This is a genomic window from Pseudomonas sp. NY5710, from assembly GCF_013305665.1.
Lineage (GTDB): Bacteria > Pseudomonadota > Gammaproteobacteria > Pseudomonadales > Pseudomonadaceae > Aquipseudomonas > Aquipseudomonas juntendi.
Genome location: NZ_CP045554.1, coordinates 1889895 through 1902127, shown reverse-complemented (window position 1 = coordinate 1902127; position 12233 = coordinate 1889895). Strand labels below are relative to the sequence as shown.

The 12233-nt window shown below is 61.1% G+C and carries 14 protein-coding genes; 1 reads left to right on the top strand and 13 read right to left on the bottom strand.

All coding sequences use genetic code 11. The features are described from left to right. Positions 1-30: 30 nt before the first annotated feature. The 4 genes from GEV39_RS08495 to sdhC are packed head-to-tail and all read right to left on the bottom strand — an operon-like array spanning position 31 to position 3271. Entirely contained in the window at positions 31-735 is a 705-nt protein-coding gene (locus tag GEV39_RS08495) for a succinate dehydrogenase iron-sulfur subunit (protein WP_009684708.1), read from the bottom strand. Positions 736-746: 11 nt separating this feature from the next. Then, positions 747-2519: a succinate dehydrogenase flavoprotein subunit gene (sdhA, locus tag GEV39_RS08490; protein WP_173888262.1), complete on the bottom strand. Its 1773-nt coding sequence runs from the start codon at positions 2517-2519 to the stop codon at positions 747-749. Positions 2520-2522: 3 nt separating this feature from the next. Further along, positions 2523-2891: a succinate dehydrogenase, hydrophobic membrane anchor protein gene (gene sdhD / locus GEV39_RS08485; RefSeq protein WP_008091903.1), complete on the bottom strand. Its 369-nt coding sequence runs from the start codon at positions 2889-2891 to the stop codon at positions 2523-2525. Then, positions 2885-3271: a succinate dehydrogenase, cytochrome b556 subunit gene (gene sdhC / locus GEV39_RS08480; protein ID WP_008091902.1), complete on the bottom strand. Its 387-nt coding sequence runs from the start codon at positions 3269-3271 to the stop codon at positions 2885-2887. Before sdhC ends, sdhD begins: the two co-directional genes overlap by 7 nt. A gap of 352 nt (positions 3272-3623) precedes the next feature. On the opposite strand from sdhC, the gene gltA reads away from it, so the two are divergent. Beyond that, positions 3624-4913, top strand: coding sequence for a citrate synthase (gltA, locus tag GEV39_RS08475; RefSeq protein ID WP_173888260.1), 1290 nt, complete (start codon positions 3624-3626; stop codon positions 4911-4913). 202 nt (positions 4914-5115) lie between these two features. Here the strand turns inward: gltA and GEV39_RS08470 are convergent, their stop codons facing one another. The 9 genes from GEV39_RS08470 to GEV39_RS08430 all read right to left on the bottom strand — a co-directional run bounded on the left by GEV39_RS08470 (position 5116) and on the right by GEV39_RS08430 (position 12069). Further along, positions 5116-5721 carry an START domain-containing protein gene (locus GEV39_RS08470; RefSeq protein WP_173891671.1) on the bottom strand — a complete coding sequence of 202 codons (606 nt, stop codon included), beginning with the start codon at positions 5719-5721 and terminating at the stop codon, positions 5116-5118. Positions 5722-5754: 33 nt separating this feature from the next. Beyond that, on the bottom strand, positions 5755-6009 hold the full coding sequence (locus tag GEV39_RS08465; protein ID WP_009684718.1) for a YkgJ family cysteine cluster protein: 255 nt from the start codon (positions 6007-6009) through the stop codon (positions 5755-5757). 132 nt (positions 6010-6141) lie between these two features. After that, entirely contained in the window at positions 6142-6597 is a 456-nt protein-coding gene (locus tag GEV39_RS08460) for a hypothetical protein (protein ID WP_173888258.1), read from the bottom strand. Between the two features lie 64 nt (positions 6598-6661). Next, entirely contained in the window at positions 6662-8104 is a 1443-nt protein-coding gene (locus GEV39_RS08455; protein ID WP_173888256.1) for an aminotransferase-like domain-containing protein, read from the bottom strand. Positions 8105-8300: 196 nt separating this feature from the next. Continuing rightward, the gene (locus tag GEV39_RS08450; RefSeq protein ID WP_173888254.1) at positions 8301-9113 is read right to left on the bottom strand and encodes an OmpA family protein; all 813 of its coding nucleotides are present in this window, start codon (positions 9111-9113) and stop codon (positions 8301-8303) included. Then, a complete protein-coding gene (locus GEV39_RS08445) occupies positions 9110-9463 on the bottom strand; it encodes a DUF4398 domain-containing protein (protein WP_173888252.1) in 354 nt (117 codons plus the stop codon). Before GEV39_RS08445 ends, GEV39_RS08450 begins: the two co-directional genes overlap by 4 nt. A 9-nt stretch (positions 9464-9472) precedes the next feature. After that, entirely contained in the window at positions 9473-10294 is an 822-nt protein-coding gene (locus tag GEV39_RS08440; protein WP_173888250.1) for a substrate-binding periplasmic protein, read from the bottom strand. A 95-nt stretch (positions 10295-10389) separates the two neighbouring features. After that, positions 10390-11319 (bottom strand): electron transfer flavoprotein subunit alpha/FixB family protein, encoded by a 930-nt coding sequence (locus GEV39_RS08435; protein WP_054904872.1) that lies wholly within the window; start codon positions 11317-11319, stop codon positions 10390-10392. After that, complete coding sequence (locus GEV39_RS08430; protein ID WP_029886526.1) at positions 11320-12069, bottom strand: electron transfer flavoprotein subunit beta/FixA family protein; 750 nt, start codon at positions 12067-12069, stop codon at positions 11320-11322. Between the last annotated feature and the right edge of the window lie 164 nt (positions 12070-12233).

The window sequence follows — 12233 nt, the reverse complement described above, 5'->3', positions numbered from 1 at the left end:
CTTGGCTTACTGCAGGTACAACACTGTGTATCAGGTGCCGCTTTGCAGCAGCATGTTACGTACGTGGCCGATTGCCTTGGTCGGGTTGAGACCTTTCGGGCAAACGTTCACGCAGTTCATGATCCCGCGGCAGCGGAATACGCTGAACGGGTCATCCAGGGACGCCAGGCGCTCCTGAGTCTTGGTGTCGCGGCTGTCGGCCAGGAAGCGGTAGGCCTGCAGCAGCGCGGCCGGGCCCAGGAACTTGTCCGGGTTCCACCAGAACGACGGGCAGGAAGTCGAGCAGCAAGCGCACAGGATGCACTCGTACAGGCCGTCCAGCTTTTCGCGGTCTTCCGGCGACTGCAGGCGCTCGATGGCCGGGGCCGGCGTGTCGTTCTGCAGGAACGGCTTCACCTTCTCGTACTGCTTGTAGAAGATGCTCATGTCGACCACCAGGTCACGAATGACCGGCAGGCCTGGCAGAGGGCGCAGAACCAGCTTGTTGCCCTTGACCACCGCCGACAGCGGGGTGATGCAGGCCAGGCCGTTCTTGCCGTTCATGTTCATGCCGTCGGAACCGCACACGCCTTCACGGCAGGAACGACGGTACGAGAAACCTTCGTCCTTTTCCTTGATCAGGGCCAGTACGTCCAGCACCATCAGGTCCTTGCCGCCGGTATCGACGTCGAACGACTCCATTTTTGGCGCCGAATCGGTATCCGGGTTGTAACGATAAACTTCGACTTTCAACATAGCAGTCACCCTTAGTAAGTCCGGACTTTAGGTTCGAAGGCCGGAACAGTCTTCGGCGCAAAGTTGACGCCACGCTTGGCAACGCGCTTCTCACCCGGGTAGTACAGGGTGTGGCACAGCCAGTTTTCGTCGTCACGGTCTTCGAAGTCTTCACGGGCGTGAGCGCCACGGGACTCTTTACGGGCTTCGGCCGCGATGGCGGTAGCTTCGGCGACTTCCAGCAGGTTCTGCAGCTCCAGCGCTTCGATACGCGCGGTGTTGAAGGCCTGGGACTTGTCGTTGATCTTGACGTTGGCGATGCGCTCACGCAGGCCAGCCAGTTGCTCGATACCCTTCTGCATGTATTCGCCGGTACGGAACACACCGAAGTAGTTCTGCATGCAGCTCTGCAGCTCGCGCTTCAGGCTGGCTACGTCTTCACCGGAAGTACGCTCGTTGAGCTTATTCAGGCGGCTCAGGGCAACGTCGATATCGGTGTCGCTGGCGTCGAGGTGCTCGATGCCGTCGCTCAGCGCCTTCTCCAGGTGCAGGCCGGCAGCACGGCCGAATACCACCAGGTCGAGCAGCGAGTTGCCGCCCAGGCGGTTGGCACCGTGTACCGATACGCACGCAACTTCACCTACGGCGAACAGGCCAGGGATGATGTGATCCTTGCCTTCTTCGTCCATGGTGATGGCCTGGCCATGAATGTTGGTGGCAACACCACCCATCATGTAGTGGCAGGTTGGAACCACCGGCACCGGTGCGACAACCGGGTCGACGTGGGCGAAGGTCTTGGACAGCTCGCAGATACCTGGCAGGCGGCTGTGCAGCACTTCTTCACCCAGGTGGTCCAGCTTCAGCAATACGTGGTCCTTGTTCGGGCCCACGCCGTTGCCGGCGATGATTTCCTTGACCATGGAACGGGCGACCACGTCGCGGCCGGCCAGGTCTTTGGCGTTCGGCGCGTAACGCTCCATGAAGCGCTCGCCGTGGGCGTTGATCAGGTAGCCACCCTCACCACGGCAACCTTCGGTGACCAGTACACCGGCGCCGGCGATGCCGGTCGGGTGGAACTGCCACATTTCGATGTCCTGCACCGGAACGCCTGCACGCAGGGCCATGCCGATACCGTCACCGGTGTTGATCAGGGCGTTGGTGGTGGAGGCGTAGATACGACCGGCACCGCCAGTGGCCAACACGGTAGCCTTGGACTTGATGTACATGGTTTCGCCGGTTTCGATGCAGATCGCGATCACACCAACGAAAGCGCCTTCCTTGTTTTTCACCAGGTCAACGGCGTAGTACTCGTTGAGGAAGGTGGTGCCGGCCTTGAGGTTACCCTGGTACAGGGTATGCAGCAGCGCATGACCGGTACGGTCGGACGCCGCGCAGGTACGGGCGGCCTGGCCACCTTTACCGAAGTCCTTGGACTGGCCACCGAACGGGCGCTGGTAGATACGGCCGGTTTCGGTACGCGAGAACGGCAGGCCCATGTGGTCCAGCTCGAACACGGCAGCCGGCCCTTCCTGACACATGTATTCGATAGCGTCCTGGTCACCGATGTAGTCGGAACCCTTGACGGTATCGTACATGTGCCAGCGCCAGTCGTCGTTCGGGTCGGCCGAAGCGATGGCACAGGTGATGCCACCCTGGGCCGATACAGTGTGCGAACGGGTTGGGAAGACCTTGGTGACTACGGCCGTCTTGTGGCCGCCCTGGGCCAGTTGCAGCGCTGCGCGCATGCCGGCGCCGCCGCCACCGATGATGATGGCGTCGAAAGAAATGGTTGGAATGCTAGCCATGGATCAGATACCCCAGAGAATCTGCACACCCCAGACGAAGTAAGCGAACATCGCAACGCCGCATACCGCCTGGAACAGGAAACGAATCGCAGTTGCCGACTTGCCGAACGACATAGGCGTCAGGTAGTCGGTAGCAATGGTCCACATGCCGACCCAGGCGTGAGCGCCGAGGGCAACGAGGGCCAGCAAGCTGAAGATTCGCATCGCGTTGTTGGAGAACAGACCATGCCACTGGGTGTAGTCGATGCCTGGGTGGGCGACCACGTAGCCGATCAGGAAGATGAAATAAGCCGCGAGAACGACCGCAGATACGCGCTGCGCCATCCAGTCATAGAGGCCCGAACGCGACAGGTTCGTGACATTGGTTACCATACCCAAACTCCCACCAGAACGATCAGCACCACGGAGATGACGATCACGATTTTCGAGCCCAGCTTGCCGCCTTCCAGCGTCTCGCCGATGCCCATGTCCATGATCAGGTGACGAACACCTGCCACGAGGTGATAAAGCAGGGCAGACAACAGCCCCCAGGTCACGAACTTGGCCAGCGGGCTGGTCAGACACGCCTTCACCTCGCCGAAGCCTTCCTCGGAACCCAGCGATTTGCCCAATGCATAAAGCATGATGGCAAGGCCGATGAACAGGATGACGCCGGAGATACGGTGCAGGATGGACGTGTACGCAGTGACAGGGAGCTTGATGGTCCTTAGGTCTAGGTTTACAGGTCGTTGGCTTTTCACGGCTTTTTTCACACTGAAGAGCCCCTAGCGAATCAGGGCAAAGTTGTTGGTAAGTGTACTGGTCAGGTACCCACCACCCAGGGAACGGCGACCCCCAGCAGTTCGGGCTTGCAAGCCCTTGGCGGTCGGGTGCCGAGTATAGACAGTTAGGCTGCTTATGACAACGTGACGGGGTAGCCCAAATAGCGCATTGCCTTTAATGAACAAAAGGCGTAAATGGGCGAGAATTTCGGGAAAAATCAGGCTTGAATGCCTGATTCAACAAGCCTTTAGGCAAATTGACATCTGAATTTATCCCTCTATAGTGGTGCGGGCCCTGCGTGGGGGGTCTGTCTGATGATTTCAAGCATTAATAGGAGGCCACATGGCTGACAAAAAAGCGCAGTTGGTCATCGAGGGCGCTGCCCCCGTCGAGCTGCCCATTTTAACCGGCACCGTTGGTCCTGATGTAATCGACGTCCGCGGGTTAGGGGCCACTGGTCACTTCACCTTCGACCCAGGTTTCATGGCGACCGCCTCGTGCGAGTCGAAGATCACCTACATTGACGGCGACAAAGGGATCCTGCTGCACCGCGGCTACCCGATCGAACAGCTCGCCGAGCAATCCGACTACCTCGAAACCTGCTACCTGCTGCTCAACGGCGAACTGCCGAATGCCGAGCAGAAGGCGCAGTTCGTCAGCACCGTGAAAAACCACACCATGGTTCACGAGCAGCTGAAGTCGTTCTTCAACGGTTTCCGCCGCGACGCCCACCCGATGGCGGTCATGTGCGGTGTGGTCGGCGCCCTGTCGGCGTTCTACCACGACTCCCTGGACATCAATAACCCGCAACACCGCGAAATCTCCGCGGTGCGCCTGGTCGCGAAGATGCCGACCCTGGCGGCGATGGTTTACAAGTACTCCATGGGCCAGCCGATGATGTACCCGCGCAACGACCTGTCGTACGCGGAAAACTTCCTGCACATGATGTTCAACACCCCGTGCGAGATCAAACCGATCAGCCCGGTACTGGCCAAGGCAATGGACCGGATCTTCATCCTCCATGCCGACCATGAGCAGAACGCCTCCACCTCCACCGTACGCCTGGCCGGCTCGTCCGGTGCCAACCCGTTCGCCTGTATCGCCGCAGGCATCGCTGCCCTGTGGGGCCCGGCGCACGGCGGTGCCAACGAAGCCGTACTGACCATGCTCGATGAAATCGGCGATGTCTCGAACATCGACACCTTCATCGCCAAGGCCAAGGACAAGAACGACCCGTTCAAGCTGATGGGCTTCGGTCACCGCGTGTACAAAAACCGTGACCCGCGCGCCACCGTGATGAAACAGACCTGCGATGAAGTACTGCGCGAGCTGGGCATCAAGAACGACCCGCAGCTGGAACTGGCCATGCGCCTGGAAGAGATCGCACTGACCGATCCATACTTCATCGAGCGCTCGCTGTACCCGAACGTCGACTTCTACTCGGGGATCATCCTCAAGGCGATCGGCATTCCAACCAGCATGTTCACCGTGATCTTCGCCCTGGCACGTACCGTGGGCTGGATCTCGCACTGGAAAGAAATGCTCTCCAGCCCGTACAAGATCGGCCGTCCGCGCCAGCTGTACACCGGCGAGCAGAAGCGCGACCTCGTTGCGCTGAAGGACCGCAAGTAAGCTTTATCAGCCGATAGCAAAAGGCTGCCCTTGGGCTGATGCCAGCTCAATGGCAGCCATAGGGCAGCCTTTTTTATTTGTCCTGTGCCGGCCTCTTCGCGGGCTTGCCCGCTCCCACAGGTACAACACAGGCCTCGGGATCTGTGCAGTACTTGTGGGAGCGGCAGGCCCGCGAAGAGGCCGACACAGCCAGCACAAAACCTCAGTTTTTCTCGGCCCGCTCACGCAACCCTTTCAGGGTATTGAACGGCGAATCCACCACAAACTTGTTCGCCACCATCGCCGGCACGCTGCCACCCGGCTCGGTATGCACCTGGTAGGTCACTTCGGTCGTGTTGCCCTTGGGCACCAGCTTCCAGAACCCTTCGACTTTAGCAACCCGCACGAAGCCCTTCTCTTCCGGCAGGTAGGTCGGCTCTTCTTTCAGGTTGCGGGTGACGCTGCCATCAGCCTCCTTGACAGTGATGATATGCAGCACCGAATCGCGCGGCGTCACCGGCCATGGCGTATTGAACTGGGTGTAGGTCCAGCTCTGGTTACCTTGATGCTTGAGCAGCTTCTGCGATTTGCATTCGTGGATCCATGCACATGCCCCAGCCGCGTCTTCCTGCAGCGCCTCGACCTTGGCCAGCGGCGCCTTGATCACGGTCACCCCGCGATAGGCCTTGTACTTGGAGCCAGCGACTTCGCTGAGGGACACCTTGATGCCCTCCTCGTCCTTGGCCACTTGCCAGTTTTCGGCCCAGGCCGCCGGCGCAAGCAGAACACCCACGCCACACAGCAGTGCAATACGCTTTAACGATCTCATCATGTTTATCCTTGTTGTCGAAGATCCAGCCTTTCACGCCGCCGTCATCTGCTCCCACCAGCCAAGAATCCTGATAGCCTCGTCACGGTCACTGCCACACACCTCGACATCTGCCTTGAACCCGCCACACACTGCTGGCCGCTCAGGCTTGCCGAACAGGTCGCAGAGGTTGGCCGCCGTCAGGTGCAGGCAGCGCTCGCCAGCCGGCTTGCCATTGGGCATGCGCGGCATGGCAGAGGTAATGGACGGGGCGATGCAGCAGGCACCGCAGCCCTCACGGCAGTTCATGGCGATTCACCCAACTCAGGACTCCCTGAAACAAGTAACGGGACGAACGCCCCTGGATAGTACCCGCTCAAACAGGTGTTTGAAATTGCTGGCACGATGAAAAATGGCATGACCCGGCAGTCAGTTTGCCACTTACTGCCGGTACTCGAAGTCGATGGCCGCACCTTCCACTTCACGGCGACTGTCATTGCGCAGTTGCAGCTGCATCTCGTTGTTGATCAAGCGGCCATTGAGCTGGAACGGGCTGTCGTCGGCTTCCGACTTGTCCCGGAACATAGGGGGCAGCAGCGGTTTGCGGCGCTGGATCGGCGAAGGTGTCCCTACGTCTGGCTCAAGGTTGTCGACCAGGTCGGTGGGCAGGCTCAAGTCCAACTTTGCTTTGGGCAAAGGCTTGGCAACTGCCTTGCTTGGCGGTTTTGCTTTCTTGGCAGGGGCTTTGCGGACTACCGGCTTCTGCGCAGGCTTGGCGGCGTTTTTTGTCTGTGCCTGCTGGGCCTGCGCCGGCTGCGCAGCGAAGGCCAGGCCCGCGGCGGCGCAGCACGGGGCCGCAAGGCACAGAATCAGAACAAAACGACGTAAGGCATTCATGGCAAATGGACAGACCCGCTGTAAAGGCTCGTATGCTCCCTGTTCCGCGGGCTGCTGGCAAGCCTCACAAAAGTGTGAGCGCAGGCTCGCGGCACAGCTGCTGTGCCAGCAAGCCCAAGGTCATGACCGCGCGCTCTGCCTCCTTGTTCCACGGAATACCGCAGTTGAGGCGGATGCAGTGGTTGAACTGTTCCGTGTTACTGAATATCAACCCCGGAGCAATACTGATGCCCTGCTCCAACGCACGCACATGCAGCTCTTGCGTATTCACCCGCCCAGGCAGGCTCACCCAGAGGATGAACCCCCCGGTAGGCCGGGTCATTTGGGTACCTTCGGGGAAGTGCTGCTGCACCGCCAGCTGGTAGGCACTGAGGTTCTTGCGGTACTCCTGGCGGATATAGCGCAGCTGCCGGTCGTAGCCGCCATTTTCCAAGTACGCTGCCACACCCATCTGGGTCACGCTGCAGGCTGAATGGGTGGTGAAAGTTTGCAGGCGCTGTATCTCGTCCTGGTAACGCCCAGCGATCATCCAGCCAACCCTCACCCCGGGAGACAAGGTTTTGGAGAAGCTCGAACAGTAGATCACCCGGTCCAGCCGATCGAAGGCTTTCAGTGCCTTGCTCTTGCCCTGCTCGAACATCAATTCGCCATAGATGTCGTCCTCGACGATCTGGATGTCGAAGTCCGAAGCCAGGCGCAGCAGTTGCTTTTGCCGCTCTTCCGGCACCGTACCGCCCAGCGGGTTGCTCAGCCGCGCAGTCAGCACCAAGGCCTTGATCGACCACTGGTTTGCCGCCAGTTGCAAGGCTTCGAGGCTGATCCCCGTGGACGGGTCGCTGGGGATCTCGATCACTTTCAAACCCAGCAGGTCCGCCAGCTGCAGCAAACCGTAATAGGTCGGCGACTCGGCGGCGATCAGGTCCCCGGGGCGAGTCAGCACGCGTAACGACATCTGCAGGGCATCGACACAGCCGTGGGTCACGATCACCTCACGCGGGTCGACGATCACACCGGCATCGCGCATGCGAATGGCAATTTGCCGGCGCAGCGGCTCGAACCCTGGGCTGAACATATAGCTGAAGGCGCGCGGGCTGTGAAAGCGTGTCACTTTGGCGATTTGCTGGTGCAGTGCGCGCACAGGCAGATAATCCACATGCGGCACCGCAGCACCGAAGGGGAACACACCGTCGCGGCGGGCCTCGGTCAATACCTGCTGGATGATGCTGGCACGTGTGACCAGGCCTGGGCGTTCGACCCTGGCGATATCCGGGGTCGGGGCGGTCAGGGCCGGGGTCTGGTGCACATAGTAGCCGGACTGCGGCCGCGCACGGATCAGGCCTTGGTCTTCGAGGTTTGCGTAGGCCTGCAGCACGGTGGCATGGCTGACGTTGAGCTGGGCGCTCATCTTGCGTACGGAGGGTACCCGCTCGCCTGGCTGGTAGACGCCGCGACGAATGTCATCGGCCAGTTGCTGGGCGATACGCTGGTACAGCAGCAGGTTGGTCATGGCGGGATCTCGACGCGCGGACGGGCTCGTTGTTCTTGTGCGACTCACTGACAGTAGAGGATACCGTAACAGTTAAGAAGTGTACCGGGACAGATGGTGGGCTCGCCACTTCCTCTTCAGCGCCTGTGAGATCCAGCGCCGCGCGGGCGGCGCGCGATCTGATCGGCGCCGACCGCACCAAGCCGAACACTCACGCTCAACGCGCCGGCGCGAGCCTGCCCTTGTCATCGGAAAATACAATCTCGACCCGGCGGTTTTGCGCCCTGCCCCGCTCCGAGGCATTGGCCTCGATCGGGTACTGGTCGCCGTAGCCTTCGACCTGCAGGCGCTTTTCGTCGACACCAAGGTCCACCAGCATGTCGGCAACGGACTGAGCCCGGTCGCGCGACAGCTTGAGGTTTTCTTCAGGCGTACCCGTGCTGTCGGTATAGCCCTCGATGCGTACCACCCGGTGTGGGTTGAGCTGCAGGAACTGCACCAGCTTGAGCACGGTGCGGCTGGCGGTGTTTTTCAGGTTGGCACTGCCGGTGTCGAACAGCACGTCACCCAAGGTCATCACCAGGCCACGGTCGGCTTGCTCCGAGGCCAGCGCGGCGATTTGCGCCTCGACCCATTTGCCTTGCTGCTGCACACTGGCCAGCTTGGCCTCGCGCAAAGCCAGCTGCAAACGCTGGCGCTCCAGGTCGAGCTTGGCCTGGCGCTCCTGGTTCAGCGCCAGCTTGGCATGCTCACCGGCAATTTCGCTGTAGCGCTGGCTGAGGTAAGCGTAATGGCGCACATCGGAGCCGGTGCCGATGTAGCTGGACAAGCGCTCGGCGCGCGCCAGCGACTCGCCCGCACGAATCACGTCACGCGGCGCGCTGCGCAGCACGTCGGAATCGTCCTTGACCTTCTGGAAGGCCGCGCTGGCTTCATCCAGCGCCGCGCTGCTGCGCTGGCTGGCGCAACCCTGCAGGCCAGCAGCCAGGGCCAGCACTGCCAGTGCGGCCAATGGCACTTGACGGTTCATGGCTGCACCTCCAGCTGTTTGCGCAGGCGCTGCACCCGCGACTGCAACAACTGCAACTGCTCTTCACTCTTTTGGTTCAGCACCTGGGCCTCGGCAAAACGCGCGTCCAGTTCCGCCTGCTCGGCGCGCATGCGCGCATCGCGGTAGTCTTCGGTCAGCATGTTGGTCTTGGCCCGCGCCAGCTTGTCTTCGGCCAGTTTCAACGATTCGACCTGGTCGGTTGCACCGACGGCCCTGGCCTGCTCCAGCGCCTGTTCGGAAATACGCATCTGCTCGTTAGGGGCCGGGTCATTGGCGCAGCCCGCCAGGCCGAGCACGGCCAGGGCAAGGATCAGTGGTTGGGTTCTCACGCAATCTTCCTAGTGTTTGGGGGCCTCCGCCGGCACCTGCAGCTGCGCCTTCCAGCGCTCGACATTACGTTGCAGTACCGCTTCGGATGCACCGGAGATCGGCAATTCTGTCAGTTTTTTTGCCAATTGCCCACGCAACCAACTGTCATTGCACGCGGAATTGTGCGACAGGGCCAGGTACAAGCCTGGGCGGTCGACCGGCAAACCCCGCGCAATCAGGTCATTGCTCATGCCCAGGCTCTGGGCCATGGCCATACCGGCGTAACGGCCGGCCAACACGTAGTCCACCTGGCCGAGCACCAGTTTCTGGAACGCTTGAGTAAGGTTCTGCGCGGGCACCAGCTTGAGCTGCGCCTTGGCGAACGCAGTAAAGGCCGGCGTCAGGCGCGCACGCTCGGACAAACTACCCTGGTAGCGCGCCAGGTCGGCCGGGCCATCGAAGGTCAGTTGCGCATCGTGCCGCGTCCACACCAGGTACTCGTTCAGCTGCAACGGGGGGTGGATATAGTCCAGCGCAGTCAGTTGCTCCACCTGCATCGGCGTGTCGAGCAGCAGGTCCATGCGGCCGCTGCGAACCTCTTGCAGCGCCTGTTCGCGACGGCCAGCATTGAGCACCTCCACCTTCACCCCCAACTCGCCAGCCACCTGACGCAGCAGGTCGACGTTGGCACCGATCAGGTGCTGCGGGTCTTTCGGGTCCTGCCACGAATAGGGCGGCGCATCAGGGCTGCCGGTTGCTACCAGGCGTTCGCACTTGCCTGCCGCCATGGCCGGTGGCGCAACCAAGACCGCCATGCATGCCAGCACCCTGCCTGCTTTACGCAGCACCATTGCTCACTCCTTGTATCGCGATTGACTCGTAACCGGCCATAAAAAAACCCGGCCCCTGTAACGGGGCCGGGTTCTTTATAAGTGAAGCAGGCGGATCAGACCAGCTTTTCCAGCTCTGGCACCGCTTCAAACAGGTCCGCGACCAGCCCGTAGTCAGCCACCTGGAAGATCGGCGCCTCTTCGTCCTTGTTGATCGCAACGATCACCTTGGAATCCTTCATGCCGGCCAGGTGCTGGATCGCACCGGAAATGCCCACGGCGATGTACAGCTGCGGCGCGACGATCTTGCCGGTCTGGCCGACCTGCATGTCGTTGGGCACGAAGCCGGCGTCGACGGCGGCGCGCGAGGCACCCACAGCAGCACCGAGCTTGTCGGCCAGGCTGTACAGGTGGCTGAAGTTGTCACCGTTACCCATGCCACGGCCGCCGGAAACGACGATTTTGGCGGCAGTCAACTCTGGGCGGTCGGACTTGGCCAACTCTTCGCCAACGAACGCCGAGATACCGGCATCGTGCGCGGCACCGACCGCCTCGATGGCAGCCGAACCGCCTTCGGCGGCCACGGCGTCAAAGCCGGTGGTACGCACGGTGATCACCTTGATGGCCGCGCTCGATTGCACGGTGGCAATGGCGTTACCGGCGTAGATCGGGCGCTTGAAGGTGTCGGCGGACTCGACCGAGATGATCTCGGAGATCTGGTCGACATCCAGCAGCGCAGCAACCCGCGGCAGGACGTTTTTGCCATTGGTGGTGGCCGGGGCCAGCACGTGGCTGTAACCCTTGGCCAGCTCGACGATCAGCGGCGCCACGTTCTCAGGCAGCACGTGGGCATAAGCTGCGTTATCGGCAACCAGGACCTTGGCCACGCCAGCGATCTTGGCAGCGGATTCGGCAACGCCGCCAATGTTCTGGCCAGCGACCAGTACATGCACATCGCCACCGATCTTGGCAGCAGCGGCAACGGTGTTCAGGGTGGCCGGGGCTACGGCACCGTTTTCGTATTCAGCGACAACCAGGATAGTCATTTAGATTACCTTCGCTTCGTTCTTCAGCTTCTCGACCAGTTCGGCCACCGACTTGACCTTGATACCCGCGCTGCGGGCAGCCGGGGCTTCAACTTTCACGGTTTTGTTGGTGGAGGCGAGGGAAACGCCCAGCGCGTCTGGCGCAAGGGTTTCCAGCGGCTTTTTCTTGGCCTTCATGATGTTCGGCAGCGACGCGTAGCGTGGCTCGTTCAGGCGCAGGTCGGTGGTGACGATCGCAGGCAGGTTCAGTGCAACCGTCTGCAGGCCACCGTCGATTTCACGGGTGACATTCAGCTTGTCGCCGGCCACTTCCACCTTGGAGGCGAAGGTGCCCTGGGCGTAGCCGGTCAGCGCAGCCAGCATCTGGCCGGTCTGGTTGTTGTCGCTGTCGATGGCTTGTTTGCCGAGGATGATCAGCTGTGGCTGCTCCTTGTCGACAACGGCCTTGAGCGCCTTGGCCACGGCCAGGGAGTTCAGTTCATCGGCGGCTTCGACCAGGATAGCGCGGTCGGCGCCCAGGGCCAGGGCGGTGCGCAGTTGTTCCTGGGCAGTGGTCGGGCCGACCGAAACGACCACGATCTCGCTGGCAACGCCCTTCTCTTTCAGGCGTACGGCTTCTTCCACGGCGATTTCGCAGAAGGGGTTCATGGACATCTTGACGTTAGCAAGGTCGACGCCGGAGTTGTCCGCTTTGACGCGAACCTTGACGTTGTAGTCGACCACTCGTTTGACAGCTACAAGAACCTTCATGGATTCCTCGTTACTCTCCGGTGAATAGATAGTCGCCTGGGGCAAAGCCCTGCGATGCGCGTGGGTACAAGGGCACCTCTAAAAACGTACCGGGAAGCGGCATCTTCACAGTGACCGAACAGTCTTGTTCGGACCATTGCGACAAATACTCACGGGTCATTTCC

Coding starts and splice junctions, on each gene's coding strand:
- GEV39_RS08495 (WP_009684708.1), bottom strand. CDS start 735: ATGTTGAAAGTCGAAGTTTATCGTTACAACCCGGATACCGATTCGGCG.
- sdhA (WP_173888262.1), bottom strand. CDS start 2,519: ATGGCTAGCATTCCAACCATTTCTTTCGACGCCATCATCATCGGTGGC.
- sdhD (WP_008091903.1), bottom strand. CDS start 2,891: ATGGTAACCAATGTCACGAACCTGTCGCGTTCGGGCCTCTATGACTGG.
- gltA (WP_173888260.1), top strand. CDS start 3,624: ATGGCTGACAAAAAAGCGCAGTTGGTCATCGAGGGCGCTGCCCCCGTC.
- GEV39_RS08470 (WP_173891671.1), bottom strand. CDS start 5,721: ATGAGATCGTTAAAGCGTATTGCACTGCTGTGTGGCGTGGGTGTTCTG.
- GEV39_RS08465 (WP_009684718.1), bottom strand. CDS start 6,009: ATGAACTGCCGTGAGGGCTGCGGTGCCTGCTGCATCGCCCCGTCCATT.
- GEV39_RS08460 (WP_173888258.1), bottom strand. CDS start 6,597: ATGAATGCCTTACGTCGTTTTGTTCTGATTCTGTGCCTTGCGGCCCCG.
- GEV39_RS08455 (WP_173888256.1), bottom strand. CDS start 8,104: ATGACCAACCTGCTGCTGTACCAGCGTATCGCCCAGCAACTGGCCGAT.
- GEV39_RS08450 (WP_173888254.1), bottom strand. CDS start 9,113: ATGAACCGTCAAGTGCCATTGGCCGCACTGGCAGTGCTGGCCCTGGCT.
- GEV39_RS08440 (WP_173888250.1), bottom strand. CDS start 10,294: ATGGTGCTGCGTAAAGCAGGCAGGGTGCTGGCATGCATGGCGGTCTTG.
- GEV39_RS08435 (WP_054904872.1), bottom strand. CDS start 11,319: ATGACTATCCTGGTTGTCGCTGAATACGAAAACGGTGCCGTAGCCCCG.
- GEV39_RS08430 (WP_029886526.1), bottom strand. CDS start 12,069: ATGAAGGTTCTTGTAGCTGTCAAACGAGTGGTCGACTACAACGTCAAG.